Here is a 26,138-nt window from a genome sequence, read left to right as displayed (position 1 = left end):
AAAAGGAGATACATATAACCCATGAAACGAAAGGATGTACTGAAGTTTTTAGAAACAGAGAAAGAGGTTTCTCTTCAAGGTCTCTACAAGGAGTTTGAAGCCTCAGGCAAAAGTAGTCAGAAAAGGCTACGGCATATTCTTCACGACCTTGAACGTGAGGGGATTGTCCAGTTTGCTGATGACAGGGTGGTGGTGAAGGGACAGAAAAAACAGAAGAAGAAGTCAAAGGCGTCCCCAAGTGTTGAACCAAAAGAAAAAAAGTCGGCAAAGACCTACCGTCGTTCTACCCTGCGAGAGGACGGCAAACGAAAAAACTATGAGGCTTCAGAGGATTTTGACTATATCCTTGATGTTCATCATATCCGCAAGGATTTTCCCCCAAAGGCTCTTGCCCAGGCGGAAGCTATCCCGGCAGAAATCCCATCAAAAGAGATAGCTAACCGGCTGGATCTTCGACAGGAGATGATTTTTACCATTGATGGGCCGGATGCCAAAGATCTGGATGATGCGGTCTCCATCAAACGCACCCCCACAGGATGGGAATTAGGTGTCCATATTGCTGATGTTTCGTACTATGTGCCAAAACACAGTCCCTTAGACAAAGAGGCGCTCAAAAGGGGAAATAGTTTCTACTTCATTAACCGTGTGGTGCCGATGTTTCCTGAGAAACTTTCCAATGGTCTTTGCAGTCTCAATCCCCATGAGGACAGGCTCACCATGTCGGTTATCATGGAGGTGAACAGAAAGGGAGAGGTAACAAAGTATCAGATTGTGCCGTCGATTATCCATTCTCAGTACCGGCTCACCTATCCCCAGGTGGAGAGTGTGCTCAAGGGGAATACCATCATGCCAGATGAAAAGCTCCAGAAAAGTCTTCTGGAGATGAATGAACTCTTCCGTCTTTTGCATGAGAAACGGATACGAGAGGGGAGTATTGATTTTGACTTTCGAGAACAGAAGTGTGAACTGAATGAGTGGGATGAGCCGGTGAAGTTTTGGCTGAAGGAACGGTTGGACGCTGAACGTCTCATTGAGGAGTTTATGCTTCTTGCCAATCAGACGGTGGCAAGGTTTCTCTCTGAAAAGACAGAGTACGCCATGTATCGTGTTCATGAAGAACCAGAAGAGGAAAAACTGAAATCTTTTCTTGCGATGGCGCTTCGGTTTGGGTATAAGTTTCGTACGCATACCCCACCCCCACCTCAAGAACTTCAGCGTCTTTTGGAAGCGGTCAAGGGCAAGCCCTACCAGGAACTCTTGAATCAGATGCTTCTTCGTTCGATGCAGCAGGCTCGTTATCAGAATGAGAACCTTGGCCATTACGGGCTTGGGTTTGAGTATTACACCCATTTCACGTCTCCTATTAGACGATATGCGGATCTCACCGTTCATCGTCTTGTCAAAACTCATCTTGGCATAGCCAAAATCTCCTATACGGACAAGGAATTGGCGACTATTGCCAATCATATCTCCAAGCAGGAACGCGTGGCCATGGAAGCCGAAAGAGAGTTTTACAAGATAAAATCGGTTCGATACATGCAGGGCAAGGAAGGTATGGAATTTGATGCGGTGATCAGTGGGGTCACGTCGTTTGGTCTTTTCGTGTCCATCCGTGAAACGGGGATAGAGGGACTGGTGAGGCTTGCCGATCTCCCTGATTATTTTGTCTATCATGAGGAAAGCCATAGTGTGGTTGGAAAGCGAACAAAGAAAATGTACCAGATGGGGCAGAGTGTTCGTGTGCGGCTGGTGCGGGCGAATGTCAAAAAACAGCACATAGATTTTGAACTGGTGGAGGAGGAGTGATGAAACGATGGCTTTTTTGGGGAATCATAGGGCTTTTGTTTTCCTGTGCACGGCTTGATGTCGGGCTCCAGAATGAACGATTGACGCTGAGGCTCTCTCATACGATGCTTACCTTGGTATTTCCTGCTTCTCCCTCTCCTTCTCAAGTGGCGTTTTATAGTGAGGTTTTTCGTCGGTTAGCGACTCTTGAAAAAGCCAAAATCTCTGATGAGGTGAGGCTTACCGAAGATCCGTATCAGGATACCTTTCTGATAGGCAATAAACTTCTGAGAGACTGGAAGAATCTCACGCTTCGCTGGGCGTGGATCCAGCAGGTCTGGGAAACGATGCGCTATGAGGCGGAGACTTCAAAGGCCCCGTGGGCATCTCTTCTCAAAGAGGAGATGATCTCCTATGCAAGAATCAGAGACTTTGAGGATCTCTTTCGCAGGTATCGTCTGAATGAGTCTGGAATTCGTGAGGCCCGTCAGTATCTCATTCAGTTCCTCAGTGTAGAGGTATATTTTGTTTCTCTGCAGGAACTTATGGAACGTTATGGGCGTTATTATACGATGAATGATCTTCCGACGGTGTTTTTTCAGCTGGTGGTGTTGCCAGAGAGTGTGGAATGGCTTGCCTTCCTTCAGAAGCGGTATGGCAAAGGCACCATCCGGCAGGTGGCAAGAATGACGTATGACAAGGAGGCCTGGGCAAAAAAATTGGGCAGGCCTGTTTCTGATTTAGAGAGTGAGTTTGTGAAGGGCTTAGAGAACAAAAAGTTCACCATGGGGATATGGGCCAACCTTGATTTTGTGCATGAGTATCAGAATCTGCTTTCTCTTTACAATCAGTCAACAAAGCAAACGCTATTCAAAAAATGAGAGTGCCACATCCCCCCTTCGGACTCAAGGTCTGGTCTATAAACCGTGAGTATGAGGCTTCTATCCGTTCTCTCTGGGCGGATGGAGTGATGCAGTATATTGAGGTGTATGTCCTCCCGGAAACAGGAGAGGCAACGGCTTCTTTCTGGGAGAGGCTTCATCGGGATCTTGGTATTCCGATGATTGTCCATGCCCCCCATTACAGTCATGGGCTTTGTCTTGCCTGTAGGGAAAGGGAGGCTTCCAATCGCCTGCTCATAGAAGAGAGTCTTCGTTTTGCCGATAGGACGGAGGCATCTTTGGTGATTGTCCATCCGGGAGTCAATGGAACCATAGAGGAGACAGCCCGCCAGATCAGGCTTTTCTGGGATGAGAGGCTTATCCTTGAGAATAAGCCGCGCTATGGACATGGGGAAAATCTTTTCTGCAATGGGGCCCTTCCGGAGGAGGTGGCTTTTGTCATGGAGGAGACGGGGGTGAGGTTTTGTCTTGATATCGGGCATGCGATTACGTCGGCTAATGGCTTTGGGGTTTCGCCGTGGGAGATGCTTTCGGCTTTTCTTTTGTTGAAACCTTCTCTTCTTCATCTTACGGATGGCCACTGGAATGGCGTCTTGGATGAACACCTTCATTTTGGTGAGGGGGATTTTCCGATTGAGGAGATTGTTCGTCTCATTGGAAAGGCGAATCTTTTTCATCTTGCTCTCACCAATGAGGCCTACAAAAAATCACAAACGACACTTGATGATTTCAGGGAAGATATGGCGTATCTCTCTGCGGTTTTTGAGAGAGTATTGGCCGAAGATTAAAAATCCGAAATGGCTATCACCTTGTTTCAGCTACGGAGGGGTTTTTGCTGAAACAGGGTAATAGCCATCGTCCCTGTCGCGGTGCGATAAGTAAGAAGCCCCTGGGGGAAAACAAGCGCCGCGGACCGGTGAGAGAAAACCCTATTCTTTCACCACACTTTTTTTCTGTACCCCACTGGGTCGCTTTTGCGGTTTCGAAGAATACTCTTTATACTGCTAAAGGGGAAGTCCTTCCGAAGTGAGGGTGCGTATCAGTTGAAAGTTGAAAGTTTGTAAAGTTAGTCGCAGAAGTCAGGAGGACGAGTTGTGGTTGCCGAAGTCTCAAGGACGAGGCAATGTCGCCCACGGAGGAAGGACTTGCCCTTCTCAAGGGAAATGTTCTCCCATGGCCCGCAAAAGCGGCCCATGTTCCGTCCGAGGCGCATGCGTAGCATGCGACGAGGACAATGCCCTTTTTGTTCTGGCCAGGAGTGCTTCGTGTAAAGTAAGGAAGATGAGTGACAAAAATAGCTCAAAATTGAAAGAGGAAAGATGGTTGAACGAGTATTCACTTTATTGTGTGAAGATAACCGTTCTGCATGAACGGTAAAACGACATATTGGTCATTGAACAGGGGTTATTGACTTGGGAGGTTTCTTTTCAAAGGGAAGAGAGGTTATGATCTCAGGCACTTTTGCAGGGCTTTTTCCATCACATCGAAGGGGGCCTTTTCCCCTGTCCATATTTCGAATTGTCTTGTGGCCTGAAAAAGAAGCATCTCGGCTCCGTTCACGGTTGTGCAGTGTTTTTGTCTGGCAAACGTGAGGAGTTTGGTTTCAAGTGGGTGGTAAATCAGATCCATCACGGTGATGCCTGAAGGGATGAAGGACTCTTCTACAGGGGAGACGTCTTCATGAGGAAACATGCCAACGGGTGTGGTGTTGACAAGCACATCCCCTTTGGGAAGGATGGTGGCAAGGGATTCAAAATTGGCCGTTTCAATCAGGGCATGAGGGAAGGAAGCAAGAAGACGTTCCCGAAGGTTGTTGCGGCTTTCCTGGTTTCTGGCAATGATGGTGAGTTTCTTGGGATTGTCGTAGGCAAAAAGGGCAAAACATACGGCAAGAGAGGCTCCCCCTGAGCCAAGAACAACGACGTGCTTGTCTGTGATGGAGGTATGCCGGGAAAGGGATTCATAAAATCCATAGGCATCCGTATTGTCGCCTTTGAGTTTGCCATTTTCCCAGTAAATGGTATTGATAGCCCCTATCTTCTGGGCAAGATCGGTGATATCGTCAAGGAAACGGATGGCTTCTACTTTGTGGGGAATGGTGACACTGGCACCGGCAATACCAAGGGCCCTAATGCCACGGATGGCGTTTTCAATGTTCTCTACATCGAAGGCTACATAAACAGCATTGAGGCCACAGGCCTGAAAGGCGGCATTGTGCAGAGCAGGGGAGAAGGAATGGCGAACAGGGTGTCCAATGATACCATACACCTGAGTATGGGCGTTAATCACGGCATTCCTCTTTTTCGATGGTGTGGATTTTTTCGATACGGCGAATATGTCTTCCCCCTTCAAAGGCGGTGGAAAGCCATATATCCACCAGTTTTTCTGCTTCTTCTGGAGAGGTACGTCTTCCTCCGAGGACCATCACATTGGCATCATTGTGTCGGCGACTGTATTCGGCAGAATATTCATCAAGGCAAAGAGCAGCCCTGATGCCCCGGATCTTGTTAGCCACAATAGAGGCTCCAATTCCTGAACCACAGAGCACAATACCACGTTCGGCCTCATGTTTAGCGACGGCCCGAGCAGCCAACTTGATGGTATCCGGGTAGTCCATGGACTCCTCTGAATGGGTACCAAAGTCGATAACCTCATGACCTGAATTCGTGAGGTAGGTCTTGAGGTGTTCTTTGAGGTGGTAGGCGGCATGGTCTGATGCCATGGCAATCTTCATGAGAAACTCCCGTGTTTTGTGTGGGTAAAGTATACAGAATTTTTTTGAAGATGTCAATGAATGGAAAATCTTTTCTTGGAAGCCATCAGTCTAAAGAGACCCTTGCACGGGTATTTTCTTCCTTTGGCTGGGTCAGGGGCTATGCCCCTCTCACCCGTTTTTTCTGTTTACAGGGGCCAGTTTGTCTTTTTTATTCAAAAAAATTGGTTTATTTATTACGACAAGGAACATTTTGATACTATTTTTTTGTTTCTTTATTACTTTTTGAGACCTTTGCCCATTTGTGCAAAGGTATCCTAAAATTGACTTTTTCCCCTTTTTTCTCTAAGATGATAGAAGGGAGTTGTTATGAAGACGTTAGTGCTTTTTTATTCGTATGAAGGGAATACGGAATTGATAGCAAAGGAGATAGCAAAGACCATTGGAGCGGATCAGGTGAGGCTTCATCCCCGTGAGGAGAAACACTACACGGGGTTTATGAAGTATGTGTGGAATGGCAAATCAGCGGTGATGCGGGAGAAGCCGGAGCTTGAGCCAATAGACAAGGATCTTTTGTCCTATGATCTCATTTTTTTGGGGACGCCGGTATGGGCCGGTTCATGGGCTCCTGTTTTCAATACGCTTTTTGAGAGGTGGAATTTCACAGGGAAAAAAATAGCCTGTTTCTATTGTCATGCAGGTGGGCCTGGTTCTATTGAAAAGCGTTTTCGAAGAGAGTTGAGTACGGCCTCTCTTCTTGGTTTTTGCGGCTTTGTTGATCCTCTCTGGAGTAAAGACAGTGAAAAACAAAAGCAAAAGGCCAGGCAGTGGGCACAGGAGATGATGACCCTTGCGTCTCAGGATAAACGATAAAGAAGGAGGATAAAATGAAACTCTCAGAGATAGCCAAAAGAGTTGGACTTCCCTTTCAGGGAGAAGATAGAGAAATAGAAGGAGTCTCAGGGCTTGATCATCCTGTGGCCGGCACCTTGGGTTTTATTGAGAATAAGCGAATGGTGGCAGAGGCTGAGGCCTCTGTGATAGCGGCCTTTATTGTTCCTGAAGGAGTGACACTTCAGAAACCTTTTATCCAGAGCAAAAATCCCAAGTACACCTTTTCGCGTGTGGTGGAATGGTTTTCTCCTTATACGCCTTATGAGAAAGGGGTTTCTCCTCAGGCCTATGTTCATCCCTCAGCAAAGTTAGGAGAAGGGGTGACGGTGATGCCTTTTGCCTGTATTATGGAAGGGGCTGAGATCGGGGACAATACCGTGATTTATCCCCATGTTTTTATTGGCAAGGGGGTAAAAATCGGAAAAGATTGTCTCATCAAGGCAGGAGTGAAGATTGATGACCTGACCACTCTTGGGGACAGGGTTATCATACACCACAATACCGTTGTTGGCGGAGATGGTTTTGGGTATGTGGTTGAGGAAGGCAAAAACATGAAAATTCCCCAGATTGGACGTATACGTATTGGCAATGATGTAGAAATTGGCGCGTGTGTGACTATTGATAGGGCTGCCCTGGGAGAAACGGTGATAGAAGATGATGTCAAAATTGATAATCTGGTCCAGATTGCCCATAATGTTCATATCGGGGCTCATTCTATTATCGTGGCACAGGTGGGAATTGCGGGCAGTACGTCACTTGGAGAAGGGTGTATTTTGGCCGGCCAGGTGGGAGTAGCCGATCATGTGAAGATAGGGGATCGAGTGGTGGTGATGGCCCAGAGCGGGATAGAAGACAAAGAGGTTCCATCTGGAAAGATTCTCTTTGGAACACCAGCTCGTGATTTCATGGAACAGAAGAGGATATTAGCGGCACAACTCAGGCTTCCAGAGCTTGTCAAGAGGGTCGGGGAGATTGAAAAGCGGATGGGTATTGAACGGGAATGAACTGGAATCCGTATCGTGTGTCAGAGGTAGAGAGGGTTCTTCGGGAAAGAGGACTCTGGCTTGCGCGTTCTCGTGGCCAGAATTACTTGGTGGAGAGGGAGATAGCCCTTCGGATTGTTTCTCTTGTCCCAGAGGATATGCCAGTGCTTGAGGTGGGGTGTGGGCTTGGTTCGCTTACGGTTCTTCTCCCTCCAAGGAAGGTGTATGCCCTGGAGGTGGATCACGGGGTATTCTCATTAGTTTCTGAACTTGTGGTTCATCCAGCCATTCATTTGATAGAGGGCGATTTTTTGCAGTTTGATGTGGCGTCTCTTGGAGAAGAGAGGCTTTTTTTTCTTTCCAATCTTCCGTATAGTATTTCTGGAGAGGCAGTGCGGCGTTTTATTGAGGAGGCGGTTTTTGAGGAAGGGATTGTGATGGTACAGAAAGAGTTTTATGATCGGATGATGGCTCCGGTTGGTGGAAAAAATTATGGGGTGTTTTCGGTACTCATTCAGACTTTTCTTGAGGTGGAGAAGCTTTTTTTTGTGCCAAGGGGGTGTTTTTTTCCTGTTCCTTCTGTGGATTCTGTGGTGATTCGGATGAGAAAAAAATCTTTAGTTATGGGAAAATCGAAAGAAGAGTTTGCCACGCTCCAGAAGGACTTTCGAAATTTTCTCTTTGAGGGGTTTGGTTCTAAACGCAAGACACTTCTCAATAATCTTCGTCGAAAAGGGGAGAAAAAAGCCATAGAAAAGTGGCTGGTAGAAGCAGGGACTAACCCGGATGTCCGGCCGGAAGAGGTGGGTGTTGAAGAATGGCAGAGGCTTTTTCTTTCGGTGGGGTGAGAAGATGGAGGTTCATATCTTAGTTTTGAGAGAAAGCCGAAAACGCACGGAGGTTTCTTCTTTAGCAAAGCGCTGGGCTATGGAGAGACTGCGGGAGAGAGCAGGTGAGGAAATCATCTGGGAGGTGGATGAGTGGGGAAAGCCCTTTTGTCTTTCTCATCCAACCTGTCATTTTAATATTGCCCATAGTGGGCAGTTGGTCCTTTTAGCCTGTGATGAGAGACCGGTAGGGGTGGATATAGAGAGGATAGTTCCACGGGATTTTTTAGCCCTCACAGAACGCTTTTATCATCCGGAGGAGAGGGTGTGGGTGGGAACTGATGAGGCTAAGTTCTATGAGGTCTGGACGGCCAAGGAAGCGTATCTCAAGGCAAAGGGGATTGGTATTCGGGTGAGGCTTTCGTCTTTTTCTGTTATCAGGGAGGGGGTGATGGCTTCCCCAGAAGAGGGCTGGTTTCTTGTGCCTTTTCTTTTGGGGGAAAGGTTTGGGGAGTACAGGGCGTGTCTTTGTGCTCAGCACGGGGGTTTTTCTTCGGTTCTCGTATGGGAGGAAGATGAGAGGGGACAGTGGTTTTCTTGGGGGGAGAAGGGATCCGGCGAAGTTTTTGAGATGAAAAGAGGAGAACAGGGATGAATACCTATTTTGATAATGCAGCCACCACCTTTCCCAAGCCACCAGAAGTGAGAGAGGCAGTCATGGAGTGTCTTACGACGCTTTCGGCTAATCCTGGGCGTGGGGGGCATAGGTTGGCCAGGGAGGCAGAGGCGCTTGTGGAGGAGGCCAGGCGTGAGGTAGGTCTTCTTTTTGGGAGAAAAAATCCCTCCTGGGTGATTTTTACCCTCAATGCCACAGATGCTCTCAATATGGCCATTCGCGGGGTGGTGAAGCCAGGGGACAAAGTATTGACGACGGTGTATGAGCACAATGCGGTTTTGCGTGTGCTTTTTGAAATGGAAAGGGAGAATCTTCTTGAGGTGAAAGTGGTTTGTCCGGCTGGAGAGAACTATACGGCGGAAGATTTTCTTCCCCATCTTGATGAAAGGGTTAGGCTTGTATGTCTCAATCATATCTCCAATGTGACAGGGATCATTCTGCCGGTGGAAGAGATAGCCAAGGTGGTGAAAGAAAAAAGTGGGGCATTTGTCCTCGTTGATGTGTCGCAGAGTGCGGGGATTGTGTCTCTTGGGGACCAGAATATAGATTTGATCGCTGGAACGGGACATAAGCATCTCTATGGTCCTATGGGTATTGGTTTTCTCGTGGTAAAGGAAGGGATGGAACTTCGTCCCTGGCGTGTGGGAGGGACGGGATATCGTTCTGAGGAGCCTTTCCAGCCAGAGGAAATGCCCTATCGATTGGAGGCGGGGACACCCAATCTTCCCGGTATTGCCGGGCTTTTAGCCGGTATTCGATGGACGAAGGGAAAGGATGCCCTGGTCCATGAAAGAAGACTTCTTCAGCGTTTTGCACGCGGGATAGAAGGGACAGACTTTGTGTGGTATCGACCATCTGAGGGTATTGGGGTGGTGAGTTTACGTTATCCACGTGAGGGGGTGCAGGAGCTGGCGACTATTTTAGATAGTGAATATCATATAGCCTCTCGTGCCGGGCTTCAGTGTGCGCCTTTAGCCCACAAAAAGCTTGGGACGTTTCCAGAAGGGACGCTTCGCTTGAGTTTTTCCCTCTGGCATACCGATGAGGATATAGACTATCTGATAGAAGCACTGACAACTATAGATAAACTCCTCAAACAAGGAGGGTAAGATGAGAGAAGTAAGACGGCCAGCGGTGGCCAATATCTTTTATCCGGGGGATAAAATCAACCTCAAAGCGATGGTAAATGAATTTTTAGCAGAGGTGGATGAACGGCTTATTCAGGATTTGGCTCAGAAGATAGGGCTTCCCTTTGCCCTTATTTCCCCTCATGCGGGGTATGTGTATTCAGGTCAAGTAGCGGCTTATGGGTATAAGCTCATTGAGCATACCAACTGGGATGTGGTGGTACTTCTTGGACCAAGTCACTATGTGCACTTTGAAGGAGGAGCTCTTTCATCGGCCGTGGCCTTTCAAACTCCCTTAGGTGAAATAGAGGTGGATCAGGATTACAATGCAGCGCTTATTGAGGAGGATCCCCATCTTTTTTCTTATCTTTCTTCAGCCCATGAGAGGGAACATTGTCTTGAGACACAGCTTCCTTTTCTTCAGGATGTGATTGAGGGGGAATTTCGGATGGTGCCCATTTTGCTGGGTTCTCTTTCCCGTCAGACAGTGCTTGATATAGCCAAAACCTTAGTGACTCTTTATCGTCGTCGGAATGAACGGGTACTTTTTGTGATTTCCACGGATCTCTCTCATTACCATCCGGCGAAAGAGGCTGAAGAGATGGATAGGCGGTTGATCCGTCATCTTTTAGCCATGGATACGGAAGCCCTCATGAGGGACGCTCTTTCTGGTGTGATTGAAGCGTGTGGGATTTTTCCCTTGCTGGTGATGTGTGAACTGGCGAAGCAACTTGGAAGAACCCAGGTCAAAGAACTCTGCTACAGGCATTCCGGGGAGGTCTCAGGGGATACCCGTCAGGTGGTTGGTTACCTTTCGGCGGTGGTGTGGTAGCTTTTATTTATTCATCTCTGCAATGACCGTTTCCACGGTCTGGGTAAAGGTGGAACGCTTCTCCTGAGAGAGAAGATGGAGGCTATAGCGGCTCTCGTTGAACACAGAAACAATCCAGAGAAGGCTCTCTCTGAGAGAAGGGATATTCTGGGTGAGTTTCTCGATGTATTCAAGGGGACCATAGGAAGGGCGATAGGGCAGAATACGACTACTTGCTGTTTCGATAAGCATCACAAAATATTTCACGATCGTCATGATTTCTTCTTTTTTCTCGTCGCTGGTGGTTTCTGCATTCTCAAAGAGAGCGTAGAGCTGTTGTCTCAGGGCTTCATTTTCGGTTCTGGCTTCTTTTCGTTTGGCTAAGGCTTTCTGGAGGAGAGCAATACCACTGATGGTAGAGAGTACTGTCCATAGGAGGGTGAGGAGAAACTCTATAACCTGAAAGAAGGATTTGTTTCTTTCATAGAAACGGATAAGCCAGCGGATAAAGGCATTCTTGGGTTTGTATGACCAGAAACGTTCAAAGAAAAGCCCTGTAAGCCCTACGGCAAGATAGAGCAGAAAAAGAGAAAAGAGCACACGCCCTCCCCAGAGGAAAAGGGGAGACGGGGAAGAGCCAGAGGAGGGACGGGAAGATGGAGTGCTTTCTTCTGAGGGGACGGTAGAAGGAGTTTCCTGCTGATTCTGGAGTTCTATTTCTGTTTGTTTCACTGATTCTCTGAATTTGACACCTAACGACTCAAGGGAAATGAGAACAAAACGATGCGGAAGAAGATAGCCAATCCCCAAGCAGAGAGCGAGCAAGAGTACCACAAGTCCGTGAGGTATGGTTCGTTTTGCCTGTTCTAAGGAAAGCCCCTGCATTCGCCAGCCAAAAATTTCTGCCTGTTCGTGGAGAAACGCCCGTGTTCCCCAGAAGCCCACAAACAGCGCAAGCCAGCCGATGGTGAGAGAAAATTGCATTTTGGGGTGAACAAGGATAGCGATACTACTGACAAGAAGAGATAGAAGAAGCATCCAGAAAAAAAGTCTCTCGGTAGAGTCAAGGGAAGTGTTGAGATTGAGTTTAGCTATTTCTTCAGCCGCCCATTTTTCATAGGAGAGTGAACTCTCAGGGGGTTGACCCGTTAAAAGATGAAAGAACATGCGGGGTTTTCTTGAAAAAGCCCACCAGAAAAGAAGCATTACCACCCAGGAAAAGCCCAAGAGCCACACAAGAGCAGAGAAGGAAAGAGGGCTTATCTTCAGAAGAGAAGTGCCCGCCCAGGTTATCAGAAGAGAGAAAGGGAAAGCAAGAAGGATTTTTGTGATGGTTATCCAGCGAATTCGGTGATGAATACGAAAACCCATGAACGCAGATTGAGTGAGGCATCCTATCCACAAAGCTGGCATGAGAGCCTCTGGGTTAGTAATTCCCAAGGAGAGAAGGCTTCCCGTGAATACGCTGGTCAGGCCACACAAGAGACTTATCCAGAGAAAATGACTCATGAGAGCCTCCTACAAACGGGTGAGTTGAATAAGGGTTGCTTCATGTTCGGCATAATAACTCTGGAAACCGATGTTCCAGAGGCTGAGTTCTTTTGAGAGTTCTGGTCCCACCTGGATAATGGTGATAGAATGGCCGCTATGATAGAGATTGATGAGGTGCTGGATACACTCCGGAGAGAGGCGGGGAGAGATGACAAAGAGACTCACACCCCAGGAAATACCCTTGAGATGTTTGGCAAGTACCTCCCGGAAAGGGACACTCTTTGCTGCTTCCACCACAGCGAGTTGAGAGAGCATGGAGGTGAGGTGGGTATCTCCCTTGGCTACGTCGTTGGAGATCACTTCATCAACGTTATCGACACGTCCATTGACCATAAGAGCCATTTCCTGTCGGAGCAGAAAAAGTTCTCGCAAAAGTGAGGCGGTTACCTCAATAGCCCGTTCGATGTAGTAATCCTTGTTGTGAAAGCTATAGTCTTCATCAGCCAAATTGAGCAGAACAAGGCTGGCTGAGGAGATAGCTGGCTGGTAGGTATTTACATAGAACTTTCCCTGTTTGGCTGAGACCTTCCAGTTGATACGTCTGATCTCATCACCGATGGTGTATTCTTTGAGTCCGGTAATGAGCGTGGGATCTTCAAAGATAGGCATGGGATTTTTGATGACGCCAAAGGGTTGCATGCTTCGATACTTGTGGCCGGTGAGTCGAAAAAGGGTGGGATAGACGATGATCGCCTTTTTGGTGTCGTATTCGATTTCTGTGTCGAACCATCCGACGAAATCTGAGAGAAAGAGACGGGTGGGACCGATGGTAAATTTTCCCCTTCTTCGTCCTGAAAAACTATAGGAGAGCATCTGACGTTCATGGGGACCTAACGTGAGAAGAAAGGGGTAACTCTGGCGTGGAGCAAGATGGATGTCAATAGCATCGCTGATAAACATGTATCCCACAGGAAAAAGCGACGTATTGGTAATATGGAGAAAGTTGTCTTCAGCCAAAGTGGAAAAGACCTGCGTGGTTTCGAGGTAGCGTTTGACAGTAATAAATCGCGGAATGAAACGGATATAGAGCCAGTTTATGGTGAGGAAAAGCACAGAAGCATACAAAAAAATTTTGATCCCTGACAAATCCACCATCAAAGCCACGACGGCCATGAGTACAGCAAGGGTAATCCAGAGTCTTCTATTCATTTCCTATCCCTGAGGTTTTGGTTGTTCCATAGGAACAGGGATATTATTGAGGATCCTTTCAATAATGGCTTTGGCATCGATATTCTTCAGTCTCGTCTCAGAGCGGAGCACCAGTCGGTGTTTGAGTACGTCAACGGCAAGGGTCTTGATATCTTCAGGAATCACATAATCCCGCCCATTGAGGAGAGCATAAGCCTGCGCCGCTTTGTAGAGGGCAATACTTCCACGAGGAGAAGCCCCGAGGAGGATATTGGGATCATGTCGTGTGGCATCCACGATCTGGAGAAGATACTGACGGAGCGACGCATCCATATAGACGTTGGGGACTTCAACCTGAAGAGTGAGGATATCCTGCACTTCAACAACGGCTTCCAAGGACTGAATGGGGTGGACCTTGTTTTGTCTGAGAATGATCTCTGCCTCTTCATCCATATCGGGATACCCCAGGGCTAAACTCATAAAAAAACGGTCCATCTGGGCTTCTGGAAGGGGAAAGGTACCTTCAAATTCGATGGGGTTTTGCGTGGCTATCACAAAAAAGGGTTGGGGAAGAGTGACACTCATGCCCTCAATGGAAACCTGGCCTTCTCCCATGGCTTCAAGAAGGGCTGACTGGGTTTTGGGGGTGGCACGGTTGATTTCGTCCACCAGAAGAATCTGAGAAAAGAGAGGACCCTTTCGGAACTCAAATCGTTTGGTATCGGGATTGTAGATGGAAACACCAATGATATCCGCAGGCAAAAGATCAGGTGTTCCCTGGATACGTTTGAAGGTAGCGTTGATGGTTTTGGCAATAGAACGGGCAAGCATGGTTTTTCCAAGACCGGGAACATCCTCGAGAAGAACGTGTCCTTTGCAGACAAGACTCACAAGAAGTTTTTCGATCACAGGACGCTTCCCAACGATCACCTTCTCCACATTTTTGATAATCTTCTGAGAGATTTGCTGAATTTTTTCGAGATCCATACCCCCTCCTTATTTCAGGTGGTTTATTATACCACTTTTTGGAGATTTTGCAAGTATTCTCAAGAAAAAGAGGAAAAAAAGGACTGGTGCCTGAGGTGCTTTCCCCTTCTTTTTTGACAGAACCTTTTCTCCTGTGTATAATAAAAAGGAGAGAAAAAGGAGTGCTTCATGAAACGGATCTGGATCTATGATACCACCCTTCGGGATGGGAAACAGGCAGAAAATGTGAATCTTTCCCTTGGGGATATGATAGCCATTGCCAAAAAGTTAGACCAATTTGGGGTTGATTATATCGAGTGCGGGTGGCCAGCAGCCAATCCCAAAGACAGAACCTTTTTTGAAGAAATTAAGAAAATTGAACTCCAGAATGCACGTGTGGCGGCCTTTGGAAGTACCCGTCATGCCAAACACCGGGTTCAGGATGATCCCAACATAGAAGCCCTTCTCAAAGCCGATACTCCTGTGGTGACTATCTTTGGCAAGAGCTGGGACTTGCATGTCCGGGAGGTATTTCATATTCCCCTTGAGGAGAACCTGAAGCTTGTCTATGAGTCCATTGACTATCTCAAAAGCCATAACAAACAGGTCTTTTTTGATGCGGAACACTTTTTTGATGGATACAGGTGCAATCCTGAATATGCGATGGAGGTACTTCGTACAGCCGAAAAAGCAGGAGCCGATGCGATTGTTCTTGCTGATACCAACGGAGGGATGATTCCTTCCATGATTCGAGCGATTATGAAAGAAGTGGTGAAGGAAATCAAGGTTCATATTGGCATTCATGCCCATAATGATAGCGATTGTGCGGTGGCGAATTCCCTTGAGGCTGTGGAAGCAGGGGCTGTTCAGGTTCAGGGAACGATGAATGGCATAGGGGAGCGTTGTGGAAACGCCAATTTGGTTTCTATTATCCCGAATCTTATTCTCAAAATGGGATACGACTGTGGGGCCATCACAAAGGAAAGGCTCAGACAGCTTACGGAGGTTTCTCATTATGTGTATGAGGTGGCCAATATTTCTCCGGATAACAAACAGCCCTATACCGGACAGAGTGCCTTTGCCCACAAGGGTGGGGTTCATGTGAATGCCGTGGAGAAAAATCCCAGAACCTATGAGCACATTGAACCAGAAGTGGTGGGGAACCGCAGACGTATTCTTATTTCCGAACAGTCTGGAAAGTCCAACATTTTGGAGAAAGCCCGAGAATTGGGACTCGAGGTGAAGGAAGCCTTTGTCCAGCCTCTTTTGCAAAAGGTGAAAGAGATGGAAAACATGGGCTATGAGTTTGAGGGTGCGGATGCCTCTTTTGAGCTTCTTGTGAAACGAATCACAGGTCATTTTGTGGAGCGGTTTGAGGTGCTTTCCTTCAGGGTTTCCACCTTTGTCAAGACTAATGATTACAGCATGGTGGAAGCGACGGTGAAACTTCGGGTAGGAGAAATGGAGGAACTCACCGTTGGGGAAGGAGATGGTCCTGTGAATGCCCTTGATATTGCCCTCAAGAAGGGGCTTTCGGTGTTTTATCCTGTGATCAAGGCGGTGAAACTCACCGACTACAAGGTTCGTATCCTGAATCCCAAGGCAGGAACAGCTGCTGTGACAAGGGTGCTGGTTTCTTTCCAGTACAATGGTTATGAGTGGCAGACGGTGGGTGTTTCGGAAAATATTATCGAAGCCAGCTGGCAGGCGCTTGTGGATAGTATGCATTATATTCTGATGAAGGTGGAAAAGTAGCCCATGGAGAGTCTACGAAATAAGCCCATCGGGGTTTTTGATTCCGGGGTAGGTGGGCTTACCGTGGTGAGAGCCATGATGGAGATCCTGCCATCGGAGTCTTTTGTTTATTTGGGGGACACAGCCAATCTTCCTTATGGGGAGAAATCAGCGGAGATGGTCCGTCAGTATGCCTTTCACAATGCCCGCTTTCTTCAGGAATTTGATATTAAGGTGATGGTTGTTGCCTGTAATACGGCCTCTTCTGTAGCCCTTTCTGATCTTCAACAGGCCTTTGATTTTCCTGTGATTGGGGTGATTGAGCCGGCGGCGAAAGAAGCGGTGAAGGTGAGTCCCAATCACCGGATTGGGGTGATAGGAACCAAACGTACCATTCGGACTCAGATGTACACTCACAAGATTCATGAGATCGAGCCAACAGCAACGGTGATAGGCAAAGCCTGCCCTCTCTTTGTTCCTTTAATAGAGGAGGGATTTCTTCATCATGAAGCTACCACCCTCATCGCTCAGGAGTATTTGTCCCCTTTGCGTGGAAAGATTGACTCTCTGATTTTAGGGTGTACCCATTATCCTCTCATCCGTGATACTATTCAGTCTGTGCTTCCTGAGGTTGTTCTGGTGGATTCTGCCTACTCAACGGCCCGGGAACTCAGACAACTTCTCCTTGAGAAAGGATGGCTTTCTGATGCCCTTGTGCCATCGAGGCTTTTCTATGCGACGGATATTACGGAACATCTTAATAGTTTAGCAAGGATGATTTTGCCGGAGGTACCTTCTCTTGTGTTTGAAGAGGTTCGGTTGGCCTCGACACCAGTAGTCTAAGGGGGAGACCATGGAAGAGAGATGGGTCTCTTTGGGGTGTTTGTGGTGGTACCCCTGGCAAGGGGCAAGAGAAGCCGTAGCCCAAAAAGAGTTTTTCTGGTGGGAACTGGGGGTTGTTTTTGGTCTTGAGGTTTTGGCTATGACTATGGCCACCCTTTTTTCTGTTGGAGGACGGTTTTCGTCTCTTTTTCATTCGTTAGCTATGGTAAGTTTTTTTTCTCTGGGGACGATACTTTACTGGATGGTAGTGATTGGGGGGATGATGTTTCTTCTTACCGCTGTCTTTCGCCGGGTGGTTATTCCTGAGAGGCTTTTTTTTCTTCTTGGTGTTTCTCATCTTCCCTGGGTGGGTGTTTTTCCCTTTTTTCTTTTGTCGCTGTGGATACCGTGGCTTCCTTCGTTTCTTGTGATTCTTTCGTCGCTATTTTCTTTTTTCTGGTTGTGGGAGACCCTTTGTCTTGAATATGCCCTTTCGCGGGGCAAAGCTTTGATAGTGATGGTGCTTCCTTTTGTTGTGCTTGTCCTGGCAGGGATTTTTGGTGTACTGAGAATGGGTATTCTTCTCGGGCTTCAGGGGGGGATATGAGAAACGTGGGGGCGTGGATACGGCAGTATTTCTGGGCTACCTATGATAGGTATTTTTATCGTATTCTGATCCCTTCTTTTCTTGTGGGATTTGCTTTTGTGACCCTTTTCCAGGGGATTGTGGAACTGTATAACCTCATTCAACTCTATATCAAGTCCAATGTACCGCTCAAAAATATTTTCCTCATGGTGATCAATTTACTTCCTTTTCTTGCTACGATTACTCTTCCGCTCGGTGTGCCTTTTGGGTACATTTTGGCGATGGGAAGGCTTTCGAGGGATTCAGAGATTGTGGCTCTTCGTTCCTGTGGGGTTTCGACATTTCGTATTGTGCTTCCTGGACTTGTGTTCAGTGTGGTTTTGACCTTGTTTGCTCTGGTGTTCAATAATTTTATTGGTTATCCGGCTACAAAAGCCTATCTTCTTCTTCGAGCCCAATCAGAAAGAGAAAAGCCAATTGTCCAGCTTCGGAATCAGGCTTTTCTCAATGTGGGGAAGTACCAATTGAAATTTGATAGAAGTATCACCTTTGAAAATCTTGAGGTACTCTTGAATGTTCAGCTTGTGGATTTGCCGGGCAAGAGAACTATTACGGCTGAGAAGGGACGTCTCTACAAGGATCCAGAGTCGGCGAATAATTATGTCATCAAGCTCCAGAACGGGGGTATCTCCGAGGTGCAAACTATAGAGAATGAAAATGGGACCAGAGAGGAGAAGATGTTTATTGCTTCTTTCAAATATCTCACGGTGTATATTCCCATTTCTGTTGAGGGTTTCAACCTCGCTGAGATTCCTGAGAGCATGACGGTGTGGGAACTTGAGAAAAAAATCGAGCAAGAGGTCAAAAAGAGCTTTGCCTGGCAGAGTCTCACCAATGAGAGGGTCCGACTCCGACAAACAGAAAAAGTCTTGAGAGAGCAACTTCTAGCGCTAAAGAAAACCCTTCAGGATCCTGCTCAGCGAAAGGCGAAAGAAGAAGAACTCAAGGCTTCTCTTGCGGACATAGCCAAACAGAAAAAGGACTTGGTGAAGCGGGAGAGGAGTCTTTTGCCTCGTGAACGGATGAGCCTCATGGAAAAGTATTCTTTCCCTGTTTCTATTGTGGTTTTTGCGCTTCTCTGTGTGTTTTTGGGAATGTTTCTTCCTCGAGGGGGGAGAAACGAGAATCTTGGGATTGCCATGATTGTGATGATCGTGTATTATGGGGCATGGATGGGGATGCGTCGAATTATTGAATCCGGGAATGGTGATCCCTGGCTTGTGTGGATCCCCAATGGTGTGTATCTTCTTGTTGGGCTCTGGGTGATGGGACAAAAACTCAGGGAGTAAGGGTAGTGAAGCAGTGGGAAAAGGACTATCTTTGGCCTCTTCTGGAAAGGCTCCGGGTTATCTGGAAATACTATCGTCCCTCCATCTTTGATAGGTACATCCTTCGTCAGTATGTTCTGGTAAGTTTCTTTGCGCTTTTGTTTATTGTCGTCTTGTACGAAGTGATTCAGGTTTTTCAGTTTTTGAGGTGGTTTCCGGAAGGGACGAAGGGCTGGGATATTTTTATGATGAATTTCTATGAGGGTGCCTACTGGGGGATGATTTTTCTTCCCCTGGCCCTCAGTCTTGGGGCGGTGGTGGTTTTCACGAGGCTTGCCAATCATCATGAACTTCGTGCCATGGTCTCCACAGGAATCAGTCTCAGGCGGGTGATGTTTTATCCCCTCTTTGTGACAGCTCTTCTTGTTTTTGTGATAGTGTTTTTTCTTCAAGAAAATGCCATTTTTCCTCTCTATCAACGGCATTTTGCCTATAAAAAGCTTGTTTTTGAGAGGGTAGCTTTAGAAAATATAGATCGTTTCAAGGATAATCAGAATGTGGTAGTTTATGGTCCGAATAATACACTCTACATGGGGGAACGGTATTATGCTCTTGCCAAAAAACTTGAAAATGTGGTGATTCTCTCCCTTTCTCCAAAGAAAACACCTTTTCAGGAAAATTCTCTGATGCTTTCCAATGAGTATCTCGTGAGTAATCTTCAGATGATAGAACAGCAACGTTCTCTTGAGGTTTTGCGGCAGGTGAATTTTACTATGCGTATTGATGCCAAAGCGATGGTGTGGGATAAGGATAAATGGGTTTTGTATGATGGGCTTCTCTGGACTATTGATCCTGAAACGTTTGCTGTTCGTTCGGAGAAGTTTTCTACGTTTTCAACCAATCTTCTCTCCATTGAACCATACTATCTTGAACGTATCTGGTATGACATGAATGCCCTGAGACCTTCCCAGCTTCAGGCTCTTATCCGCCTTCGCAAGAAGTCGGGTCAGTTTTATGCGGATCTTGAGGCGGTGTATTACTCGAATATCTCCTATGTTTTCAATGTTTTCTTTCTGGTTCTTTTGTTAGTTGGGCTTATCGATATTTCAAAGAAAAAGATTTCGCTTATTGAAAATCTGGTGATGTGTTTTGTGAGTTTTGGGCTTCTCTATGTGATTTTTGCGATGGGGGCAAGCTTTGCAGGTAATGGGGATCTTCCACCCCTGATAGGGGGATTTTTTGGGACAATGGTGTTAGCCCCTCTTTCTCTCTGGTTTTACAGGCGTCTTCGTACTTAGGCCGGGATGATTTGAAACCATATCTCCCGTTTTCTTGGGCCATCAAACTCACAGAAAAAGACACTCTGCCATGTTCCAAGTTGGGGTTTCCCATTTTCAATAATGAGGGTAAGGGACGGTCCTGTGAGAACGCTTTTGATGTGGGCGTCGGAATTTCCTTCGCTATGGTGAAAATGAGGATTCTGGGGTATGATCTTCGCTAAGTGGGAGAGAATATCTCTCTGGACGTCAGGATCAGCGTTTTCATTGATGGTGACGGCTGCCGTGGTATGGGGAACAAAAATGGCGAGAAGACCGTCTTTCACCCCAGCTTCTGTGATCACTTCTCTCACGAGGGCATCGATATTGAGCATACTTTCACGGGAAGGAGTGCTGATAGACCTTCGGATCATCAGAGATTACTCCAGGCTCCTGTTTTGAGGTTGATTTTGAGTTCTCTATCGGGTGGAAGGAGGTCTGTTTGAAGCCCCTTGATCACATACCCCTGATACCAGAGGATGAATTTGGCTTTGAATCCCATATTTCGACTGTCCGGGAAAAACTCGACTCCTGGTTCATCTCCCGCATAATGGACAGCAAACCCTTTGGCTACGTCTTCAGCTATTTTCACCCCTTCAGTGTCCGGGACCCCATATTTTCGTATGGTTTTGAGCGCCTGCCCAGTGAGACCGTGAATAAGGTACTGTCGGCTGTAGGCTTCAAAGTCAGGGAAAAGAGAGAGAGTCCTCGTCTGGATGGTAAGCCATTCCCCATCAAGACGGCAGAGCCGATAAGGAGAAGGATAGGAGACAAGAGAGCCTGTTTCGATATCGAAGAGGGTTTGTTTATTGACCGCACTTGCCGTAATATCCTGCGAGTGATAATGGCCGGTAAAAACGATACGTATGCCATGTCGGGACATCAAAGAGGCTAAGTCACGTCTATTGTTGAGAAGATATTCAGGATGAAGTTTTCTTTGACCTGGCCAGTGTTCGAATAGGCCGTGGTGCATCATGAGAAGGATGGTAGCCCCTTCTTTTTGGGCTTTGGTGGCTATGGTTTGGAGCCAGGAAAGGGTCTGGGGCTTCAGTCTTCCTTCAGTGACAGGGTGTTTGAGCATCCGATTGGATTCGTGAATAGTGGAATCAAGGGCTACAAGCCACAGATTGGAGGTAATCGTTACGGCATAGGAGAGAGAAGACGGATCTCGACTGAAGGCATCTCTGTATCCAAAGTCTTCATAAACAGAGGCAAAATCCTCTGAAGAGAGAAAATCCACACCTTCTGTTCTGTCTTCGATATAACGATAGGCTTCAGGATTATTGAGGTCATGGTTCCCTGGGACAACAAAGATTCGAGGACGATTGGGGTGGGTATCTCTCAGTTTTCGCAAGGCATTTCTGACAGCAAGGTGATTTACCATCTCCCCGTCTTTGGTGAGATCACCGGGAATAAGCACAAACTGAATATCTAATCTCATCACATCGGCTATCCAGGCGTCAAGGAGTTGAGGGCTTTCTCTCAGAAGTTTTCTGTCATCGGCCAAGTAGGCTTCAAAGGCCTTGCCATTTGTTCCTAAATCGGCACTGTAATAATGAAAATCTGAGGCCACTACCCAATTGATCGACTGCCCGAAAGCGAAAGAAAAAATGGTCAGAAAGAAAAGAGAAGAAAAACATTTCATTCTATTCCCCCTTGAGGTGATAACATATTGTAGTGAGGGGAAAAGAAAAAGGCAAATTTTGGAAAAGAGGTGTTTTCAAAAAGAAACTTTTTGAGCCCCTTACACGAATCTGCAAAGGGCTCAGAAAAGCAATGAATAAAACAATAATCCTTTTTCTTCAAAATCATAACCTTGCAAGGAAGCATTCTAAATGAATTTGACTTTTTAAAAGTTTGGTTTTATAATAAAAACGTAGGGGAGAAGGTAATGGCAATAACTACAATTAAAGAAACTTTATTTGAGCATCAGATGGTAATAGATTCAGTAAAAAGAGTATCGACAACTGAAAGGTTGCCAAGAATTGATAAGTATACCGAGTTGCGTGAGAGATTATTGCCCTTTTGTCGTTTACAAAAAGGTGAAATTTGGATAGATCCGGTGGCTGGACATCGGGTTGGAGTTTTGGATGCAACCTGTCGCAAAGATGTGCTTAAGATTATGCACGCTGAAAAGACTTCGTTGATTATCAACGATCCCCCTTACAACATCAAAGTTGGCAATGCCAACACGGCCAATCTTGCCAAAATTGACATCGAGGAATATCTCTGCTTTTCAAGAGCTTGGGTTCAAAATGCTCTTGAAATCATGGAAGACCATGCTCATCTTTATATCTGGATAGGGGCTGATTATACAGACAATTTTCAACCTCTGCCTGATTTTATGATCATGATGAGGGAATTCCCCGAGCTCCGGCCAAGAAACTTTATTACAATGAGAAAACAAAGAGGTTACGGTACTTCAAAGAACTGGATGTGGGTGCGTCAGGAATTACTGTATTACGTCAAGGGAAATCCTGGTTTCAATGTAGAAGCCGAATACACTGACATTCCTAAAATCCTGCGTGGCTACTACAAAGAAGTCAACGGGCAAATGACCGAAAACCTTGAGCGTAGTCGCTCAGGAACCATCCGTGCCGGAAATGTCTGGGTAGATATTCAACAAGTTTTCTACCGATTAGAGGAGAACGTTCCCGGCTGTTACGCCCAGAAACCCTTAAAAGCCATAGAGCGTATCATAGCCGCAAGTACCCAGAATGGCGACTTGGTGGTAGATTTTTTTGCCCATTCAGGTACTACACTCATAGCGGGAGAAAAATTAGGGAGAAAAGTTTACACTTTTGATATAGATCCCATCTTTGCGGAACTGACAATTAGGCGACTTGAACATTACCGGAAAACTGGCAAACCAGGTTGGCAATGGCGTAGTCCCTTCCCAGAGTTGGAACGCTAAATCGGAGGTAGAACATGGATCTTCAAGAACTCCGCTGTTACTTGAACAACCTGGTTGCTCAACTCGAAAATCAAGACAACTCATTGTTAAAGAAAGAATTGAAGAAATTATCATCCGTTTTCCCTTTCAATGAGTATGAGTTCATTCTAACGTTTCTGGTAAGTCGTGGAACCCTCAACTTTGATGACTACAAAGAACTCAGAGAAAAATACGTGTTTGCAAATTTATATCTTGACTTGTATAGTCTCGCACCGAGAATCTTTGGGCAAGTCTGGGGTGAACAGCACGTGAGGGCAATAGATGCAAGATTCATGAAGCCAAACAAATCTGTTGATCCTAACTACAAGGGGCAATACGACCTGTATATTCAAAAAGAGTCAAAAATAGTGCGGATTGAAGTCAAGGCGGCCAGGGCTACTGCCACGAAAAAACGTGGCGATGTGGTTTCCAGAGCTTTACGCCGCAATGCCACCGAGCCTTTCTGGCTGAACTTTCAACAGTTAAAACCTGAGATTTGTGATGTTTTTATCTTTATTGGAGTGTGGGTGGATGAGATTCTCTATTGGGTCATGTCTGCAAAAGAAGTGGAACAGAACCGGCATTTTAGCCATCAACACAGAGGCGGCATTGAGTACCAGATTGGTATAACACACAAGAACATTAAAGATTTTGATGTTTATAAGGTAGAGAAGAAAAATCTCTATGACAGTGTTATAAATAAGGTTGTTTAAAGAGATTAAACTGTAAAACTCTGAGACCTTTGCACATTCGTGCAAAGGTCTCACCTTTGTAAACAGAAAAGGCAGGGAAGAGGGGCGTAGCCCCTGACCCAGATAGGGGAAGAAAACACCCGCGCAAGGGTCTCAATGTGAAAATAGGTATTCAGTTTCTATGTGGAACGACATCATCAAAGAGAAGTATTTTTGTCAAAACTCTCTAAATCTTGACTTTTTTTTCTTTCTGTGAAATAATAAACAAGGGAGGAAGTATGCGATTTCTCACACATCGTTTTGTGCTTCTTTTAGCTGTGTTGGGATTGGGAGTCTCTTTCCTTCTGGGACTGGTTGCCCGTGTGCCTGTTGGGATAGTGCTTTTTCGGGCTGTGGTCAGTGGAATAGTGATGGGTGGAATGGGGTTTCTTTTTCTTTTTGTCCTTTCGCGGATACTTCCCTCTCAGGATTTTGAGGAGTTTATGGCGCTTCTGGAGGGGAGAAGTCCTTCTGAAGTCTCTTCGTCTCTTGTGGAGAATTCCCAGACAGAGGGAGAAGAAGGTCTTCAGGGAGGAACTTCACCTGGGAGCACGGTGAATATGGTAGAGGATAGTGATACATGGGAGTCGGTGATAGAGCCTTCTTCTTCGACGGTTTCTGCTTCTGATGAGTGGGAACGCGAGGTTTTTAATCCTGCTGCGGCTGTTGGGAGTGATACTGATGAAAAAGAGTTTGCACCGGCAGGGGAAACATCTTCTCTCAGGGAAGACTATGAGCAGCTTCGGACGGAGTATGAGAAAGAGAAACCTACCTTCAAGGATAATACGGTCTCTTTCAAGGTGAACGACAAAAAAATCAATACCAGTCCTGAGATTGTGGCAAAGGCCATCAAGACAATTCTTTCCCGGGATAGTTGATTTTTTTTGAAAATGGCTTATAATAAAAACGAGAAAGTTAGCCCTACGAAGGGGGAGATATGGGTGTAGAAGCGGATATCCTTGTCAACAATTATGGTATTTCGCAGGAGTTTGCACAGAATCTTTTGGATTTTTTTGAGGGGGATGTTGACAAGGTCATCCAGATGATGGAATCTTCTGACAAAGATATTACCGTCGTGAAGGGGAAGTTTATAGCCTCTCGCCGGAATCTTTATGGGGCATTCCTGCTTTTTTACAACCATCAGAGTCTGGTTCCAGAGTATATCTTTGTGGTGTGCTCAACAGATCTGAATCTCAGTCGTATTCGTATTGAGGATCCATGGGCGGCATATGTGGAATCTCTTCGAGTACACCAGATGGCCCAGGAATCGGATCCAGATGTGGCGTCGAGGATAGAAGCCCAGGTACTCTCACGGGACAATATCTCTGTACTCACAGGATACTTAGCGGACAAAACCAATCCGGACCTTATCAATCTCAAGCGTTTTTTTACCAATGAGATCAATCGAGTGATTTATGATGCGAATGTACTTGTCAAGTTTGTGTTAGAAGAGGCTGATATCTTTCGTACGAGAGCCTTTTTGAGTAATACCCATGATGGGCTCAAAGCCATCTCTAATAATCCGGCGAATCTCGTTCTTATGAACCTGAAAGTGGAACCAGTGCTTTCCCCTTTAGGAGGCAAGGATGTGGAGAGCCTTTCGTCTATGGATGAGGTGTATGTGCGGGTGCTGGATGATCGTCCTATTGTGCCTGAACTGGTAGAGAGGCTTCGTCCACCGGATATTCTTGCTCCCACCACCATTGTGGGCAAGGTTCTTGAAAACCAACTGATGCCAGAGTCGGAAAACAGAAGGGTTACCCTTCTCTTTGGGCCGGGAATTTTTGGTTCTTTTGTGCTTGGAGGCAAGGTTCGGGTGCAAACAAGAACAGAAGCCGCAGCAAAATCTTCTACAGCATCTTCGAAAGGGGGGGACGTTTCTTCGAGTAAGGAACCGGTGATTTTTAGCCTCAATTTTGATGCGGATGGAAATCCTGTTGCCCCATCTTCTCTCTCTGATACCACTATTCCGGATTTAACAGTTGGAGAGAAACCGAAAAATCAAGCCAGTGTTTCTTCAGCTATCATTGTGGGTATCGTGGCGATGGCGGTGCTTACCCTTCTGATTCTTGTCTTCTCGTTTGTCCTGTATTAGGAGGTGGGAAACTCAAAAAATTTTTTGTAGGTCTTGCAATTGGTATATTTTCCCTTATAATATACCTGTGACATGAGACCTTTGCACGAATGTGCGAAGGTCTCAAGAAAGTAATAAAAAAACAAAAATAGTATAAAAAGTATTCTTTGTAATAATAAATAATCATCTCTTTTTGGACAAAAAAGACAAATAAGCCCTTGTAAACAGAAAAAGCGGGGGAGAGGGGCGTAG

Annotated in this window: 25 protein-coding genes; 18 read left to right on the top strand and 7 right to left on the bottom strand. The window is 46.3% G+C overall.

Annotated features, from left to right (window positions below):
* The first annotated feature begins 21 nt into the window (after positions 1 to 21).
* Genes rnr through BREVNS_RS01470 form a run of 3 tightly spaced genes read left to right on the top strand, consistent with a single transcriptional unit; the run spans position 22 to position 3,475 of the window.
* On the top strand, positions 22 to 1,806 hold the full coding sequence (rnr, locus tag BREVNS_RS01480) for a ribonuclease R (RefSeq protein ID WP_483427305.1): 1,785 nt from the start codon (positions 22 to 24) through the stop codon (positions 1,804 to 1,806).
* Positions 1,806 to 2,666 carry a hypothetical protein gene (locus tag BREVNS_RS01475; RefSeq protein WP_483427304.1) on the top strand — a complete coding sequence of 287 codons (861 nt, stop codon included), beginning with the start codon at positions 1,806 to 1,808 and terminating at the stop codon, positions 2,664 to 2,666. The genes rnr and BREVNS_RS01475 overlap by 1 nt, the downstream gene beginning before the upstream one ends.
* Before the next feature lie 2 nt (positions 2,667 to 2,668).
* Positions 2,669 to 3,475 (top strand): TIM barrel protein, encoded by an 807-nt coding sequence (locus tag BREVNS_RS01470; RefSeq protein ID WP_483427303.1) that lies wholly within the window; start codon positions 2,669 to 2,671, stop codon positions 3,473 to 3,475.
* 655 nt (positions 3,476 to 4,130) lie between these two features.
* Here BREVNS_RS01470 and BREVNS_RS01465 read toward each other — a convergent pair.
* On the bottom strand, positions 4,131 to 4,976 hold the full coding sequence (locus tag BREVNS_RS01465) for a shikimate dehydrogenase (protein ID WP_483427302.1): 846 nt from the start codon (positions 4,974 to 4,976) through the stop codon (positions 4,131 to 4,133).
* Positions 4,969 to 5,421 carry a ribose 5-phosphate isomerase B gene (rpiB, locus tag BREVNS_RS01460; RefSeq protein WP_483427301.1) on the bottom strand — a complete coding sequence of 151 codons (453 nt, stop codon included), beginning with the start codon at positions 5,419 to 5,421 and terminating at the stop codon, positions 4,969 to 4,971. Before rpiB ends, BREVNS_RS01465 begins: the two co-directional genes overlap by 8 nt.
* A gap of 348 nt (positions 5,422 to 5,769) precedes the next feature.
* Here rpiB and BREVNS_RS01455 point away from each other — a divergent pair, with 348 nt between their 5' ends.
* From BREVNS_RS01455 to amrB, 6 genes are read left to right on the top strand one after another with little or no spacing between them, the layout of a single operon-like run.
* Positions 5,770 to 6,273 carry a flavodoxin family protein gene (locus tag BREVNS_RS01455; RefSeq protein WP_483427300.1) on the top strand — a complete coding sequence of 168 codons (504 nt, stop codon included), beginning with the start codon at positions 5,770 to 5,772 and terminating at the stop codon, positions 6,271 to 6,273.
* 14 nt (positions 6,274 to 6,287) lie between these two features.
* On the top strand, positions 6,288 to 7,298 hold the full coding sequence (lpxD, locus tag BREVNS_RS01450; RefSeq protein ID WP_483427299.1) for a UDP-3-O-(3-hydroxymyristoyl)glucosamine N-acyltransferase: 1,011 nt from the start codon (positions 6,288 to 6,290) through the stop codon (positions 7,296 to 7,298).
* Positions 7,295 to 8,125: a 16S rRNA (adenine(1518)-N(6)/adenine(1519)-N(6))-dimethyltransferase RsmA gene (rsmA, locus tag BREVNS_RS01445; protein WP_483427298.1), complete on the top strand. Its 831-nt coding sequence runs from the start codon at positions 7,295 to 7,297 to the stop codon at positions 8,123 to 8,125. The genes lpxD and rsmA overlap by 4 nt, the downstream gene beginning before the upstream one ends.
* 4 nt (positions 8,126 to 8,129) lie before the next feature.
* Positions 8,130 to 8,759: a 4'-phosphopantetheinyl transferase family protein gene (locus tag BREVNS_RS01440; protein WP_483427297.1), complete on the top strand. Its 630-nt coding sequence runs from the start codon at positions 8,130 to 8,132 to the stop codon at positions 8,757 to 8,759.
* Positions 8,756 to 9,889: an aminotransferase class V-fold PLP-dependent enzyme gene (locus BREVNS_RS01435; protein ID WP_483427296.1), complete on the top strand. Its 1,134-nt coding sequence runs from the start codon at positions 8,756 to 8,758 to the stop codon at positions 9,887 to 9,889. Before BREVNS_RS01440 ends, BREVNS_RS01435 begins: the two co-directional genes overlap by 4 nt.
* 1 nt (position 9,890) lies before the next feature.
* On the top strand, positions 9,891 to 10,739 hold the full coding sequence (gene amrB / locus BREVNS_RS01430) for an AmmeMemoRadiSam system protein B (protein WP_483427295.1): 849 nt from the start codon (positions 9,891 to 9,893) through the stop codon (positions 10,737 to 10,739).
* 3 nt (positions 10,740 to 10,742) lie between these two features.
* Here amrB and BREVNS_RS01425 read toward each other — a convergent pair whose 3' ends face one another.
* Genes BREVNS_RS01425 through BREVNS_RS01415 form a run of 3 tightly spaced genes read right to left on the bottom strand, consistent with a single transcriptional unit; the run spans position 10,743 to position 14,384 of the window.
* Positions 10,743 to 12,227 carry a DUF4129 domain-containing protein gene (locus tag BREVNS_RS01425; protein WP_483427294.1) on the bottom strand — a complete coding sequence of 495 codons (1,485 nt, stop codon included), beginning with the start codon at positions 12,225 to 12,227 and terminating at the stop codon, positions 10,743 to 10,745.
* A gap of 9 nt (positions 12,228 to 12,236) precedes the next feature.
* Positions 12,237 to 13,418: a DUF58 domain-containing protein gene (locus tag BREVNS_RS01420; RefSeq protein WP_483427293.1), complete on the bottom strand. Its 1,182-nt coding sequence runs from the start codon at positions 13,416 to 13,418 to the stop codon at positions 12,237 to 12,239.
* A 3-nt stretch (positions 13,419 to 13,421) separates the two neighbouring features.
* On the bottom strand, positions 13,422 to 14,384 hold the full coding sequence (locus BREVNS_RS01415; protein ID WP_483427292.1) for an AAA family ATPase: 963 nt from the start codon (positions 14,382 to 14,384) through the stop codon (positions 13,422 to 13,424).
* A gap of 168 nt (positions 14,385 to 14,552) precedes the next feature.
* Here BREVNS_RS01415 and cimA point away from each other — a divergent pair, with 168 nt between their 5' ends.
* The 5 genes from cimA to BREVNS_RS01390 are packed head-to-tail and all read left to right on the top strand — an operon-like array spanning position 14,553 to position 20,131.
* Positions 14,553 to 16,118 carry a citramalate synthase gene (gene cimA / locus BREVNS_RS01410; protein ID WP_483427291.1) on the top strand — a complete coding sequence of 522 codons (1,566 nt, stop codon included), beginning with the start codon at positions 14,553 to 14,555 and terminating at the stop codon, positions 16,116 to 16,118.
* A gap of 3 nt (positions 16,119 to 16,121) precedes the next feature.
* Complete coding sequence (murI, locus tag BREVNS_RS01405) at positions 16,122 to 16,940, top strand: glutamate racemase (RefSeq protein ID WP_483427290.1); 819 nt, start codon at positions 16,122 to 16,124, stop codon at positions 16,938 to 16,940.
* A gap of 10 nt (positions 16,941 to 16,950) precedes the next feature.
* On the top strand, positions 16,951 to 17,526 hold the full coding sequence (locus BREVNS_RS01400) for a hypothetical protein (protein ID WP_483427289.1): 576 nt from the start codon (positions 16,951 to 16,953) through the stop codon (positions 17,524 to 17,526).
* Entirely contained in the window at positions 17,523 to 18,854 is a 1,332-nt protein-coding gene (locus BREVNS_RS01395) for an LptF/LptG family permease (RefSeq protein WP_483427288.1), read from the top strand. Before BREVNS_RS01400 ends, BREVNS_RS01395 begins: the two co-directional genes overlap by 4 nt.
* Positions 18,855 to 18,859: 5 nt before the next feature.
* Positions 18,860 to 20,131: an LptF/LptG family permease gene (locus tag BREVNS_RS01390; protein WP_483427287.1), complete on the top strand. Its 1,272-nt coding sequence runs from the start codon at positions 18,860 to 18,862 to the stop codon at positions 20,129 to 20,131.
* Here the strand turns inward: BREVNS_RS01390 and BREVNS_RS01385 are convergent.
* Together BREVNS_RS01385 and BREVNS_RS01380 are read right to left on the bottom strand one after the other, a co-directional pair.
* Positions 20,128 to 20,523, bottom strand: coding sequence for a secondary thiamine-phosphate synthase enzyme YjbQ (locus BREVNS_RS01385; RefSeq protein WP_483427286.1), 396 nt, complete (start codon positions 20,521 to 20,523; stop codon positions 20,128 to 20,130). The two genes, BREVNS_RS01390 and BREVNS_RS01385, sit on opposite strands and share 4 nt — an antisense overlap.
* Positions 20,523 to 21,794, bottom strand: a complete 1,272-nt coding sequence (locus tag BREVNS_RS01380) for a metallophosphoesterase family protein (protein WP_483427285.1) — start codon at positions 21,792 to 21,794, stop codon at positions 20,523 to 20,525. The genes BREVNS_RS01385 and BREVNS_RS01380 overlap by 1 nt, the downstream gene beginning before the upstream one ends.
* Before the next feature lie 246 nt (positions 21,795 to 22,040).
* Between BREVNS_RS01380 and BREVNS_RS01375 the strand changes: the two genes are divergently transcribed.
* From BREVNS_RS01375 to BREVNS_RS01360, 4 genes are all read left to right on the top strand, one after another.
* Entirely contained in the window at positions 22,041 to 23,063 is a 1,023-nt protein-coding gene (locus BREVNS_RS01375; RefSeq protein ID WP_483427284.1) for a DNA-methyltransferase, read from the top strand.
* A 14-nt stretch (positions 23,064 to 23,077) separates the two neighbouring features.
* Complete coding sequence (locus tag BREVNS_RS01370) at positions 23,078 to 23,794, top strand: hypothetical protein (RefSeq protein WP_483427283.1); 717 nt, start codon at positions 23,078 to 23,080, stop codon at positions 23,792 to 23,794.
* A gap of 257 nt (positions 23,795 to 24,051) precedes the next feature.
* Complete coding sequence (locus BREVNS_RS01365; protein ID WP_483427282.1) at positions 24,052 to 24,690, top strand: hypothetical protein; 639 nt, start codon at positions 24,052 to 24,054, stop codon at positions 24,688 to 24,690.
* Positions 24,691 to 24,749: 59 nt separating this feature from the next.
* Positions 24,750 to 25,907: a hypothetical protein gene (locus BREVNS_RS01360; protein ID WP_483427281.1), complete on the top strand. Its 1,158-nt coding sequence runs from the start codon at positions 24,750 to 24,752 to the stop codon at positions 25,905 to 25,907.
* Positions 25,908 to 26,138: the final 231 nt, after the last annotated feature.

Origin of the sequence: Longinema margulisiae (genome assembly GCF_025266855.1) — a bacterium.
Lineage (GTDB): Bacteria > Spirochaetota > Brevinematia > Brevinematales > Thermospiraceae > Thermospira.
The sequence above is the reverse complement of the archived record's forward strand: the minus strand, read 5'-3'. Positions and strand labels throughout refer to the sequence as shown.

Coding starts and splice junctions, on each gene's coding strand:
- BREVNS_RS01385 (WP_483427286.1), bottom strand. CDS start 20,523: ATGATCCGAAGGTCTATCAGCACTCCTTCCCGTGAAAGTATGCTCAAT.
- rpiB (WP_483427301.1), bottom strand. CDS start 5,421: ATGAAGATTGCCATGGCATCAGACCATGCCGCCTACCACCTCAAAGAA.
- BREVNS_RS01375 (WP_483427284.1), top strand. CDS start 22,041: ATGGCAATAACTACAATTAAAGAAACTTTATTTGAGCATCAGATGGTA.
- cimA (WP_483427291.1), top strand. CDS start 14,553: ATGAAACGGATCTGGATCTATGATACCACCCTTCGGGATGGGAAACAG.
- BREVNS_RS01440 (WP_483427297.1), top strand. CDS start 8,130: ATGGAGGTTCATATCTTAGTTTTGAGAGAAAGCCGAAAACGCACGGAG.
- lpxD (WP_483427299.1), top strand. CDS start 6,288: ATGAAACTCTCAGAGATAGCCAAAAGAGTTGGACTTCCCTTTCAGGGA.
- rsmA (WP_483427298.1), top strand. CDS start 7,295: ATGAACTGGAATCCGTATCGTGTGTCAGAGGTAGAGAGGGTTCTTCGG.
- murI (WP_483427290.1), top strand. CDS start 16,122: ATGGAGAGTCTACGAAATAAGCCCATCGGGGTTTTTGATTCCGGGGTA.
- BREVNS_RS01395 (WP_483427288.1), top strand. CDS start 17,523: ATGAGAAACGTGGGGGCGTGGATACGGCAGTATTTCTGGGCTACCTAT.
- BREVNS_RS01380 (WP_483427285.1), bottom strand. CDS start 21,794: ATGAAATGTTTTTCTTCTCTTTTCTTTCTGACCATTTTTTCTTTCGCT.
- BREVNS_RS01420 (WP_483427293.1), bottom strand. CDS start 13,418: ATGAATAGAAGACTCTGGATTACCCTTGCTGTACTCATGGCCGTCGTG.
- BREVNS_RS01425 (WP_483427294.1), bottom strand. CDS start 12,227: ATGAGTCATTTTCTCTGGATAAGTCTCTTGTGTGGCCTGACCAGCGTA.
- BREVNS_RS01370 (WP_483427283.1), top strand. CDS start 23,078: ATGGATCTTCAAGAACTCCGCTGTTACTTGAACAACCTGGTTGCTCAA.
- rnr (WP_483427305.1), top strand. CDS start 22: ATGAAACGAAAGGATGTACTGAAGTTTTTAGAAACAGAGAAAGAGGTT.
- BREVNS_RS01400 (WP_483427289.1), top strand. CDS start 16,951: ATGGAAGAGAGATGGGTCTCTTTGGGGTGTTTGTGGTGGTACCCCTGG.
- BREVNS_RS01455 (WP_483427300.1), top strand. CDS start 5,770: ATGAAGACGTTAGTGCTTTTTTATTCGTATGAAGGGAATACGGAATTG.
- BREVNS_RS01435 (WP_483427296.1), top strand. CDS start 8,756: ATGAATACCTATTTTGATAATGCAGCCACCACCTTTCCCAAGCCACCA.
- BREVNS_RS01475 (WP_483427304.1), top strand. CDS start 1,806: ATGAAACGATGGCTTTTTTGGGGAATCATAGGGCTTTTGTTTTCCTGT.
- amrB (WP_483427295.1), top strand. CDS start 9,891: ATGAGAGAAGTAAGACGGCCAGCGGTGGCCAATATCTTTTATCCGGGG.
- BREVNS_RS01415 (WP_483427292.1), bottom strand. CDS start 14,384: ATGGATCTCGAAAAAATTCAGCAAATCTCTCAGAAGATTATCAAAAAT.
- BREVNS_RS01365 (WP_483427282.1), top strand. CDS start 24,052: ATGCGATTTCTCACACATCGTTTTGTGCTTCTTTTAGCTGTGTTGGGA.
- BREVNS_RS01360 (WP_483427281.1), top strand. CDS start 24,750: ATGGGTGTAGAAGCGGATATCCTTGTCAACAATTATGGTATTTCGCAG.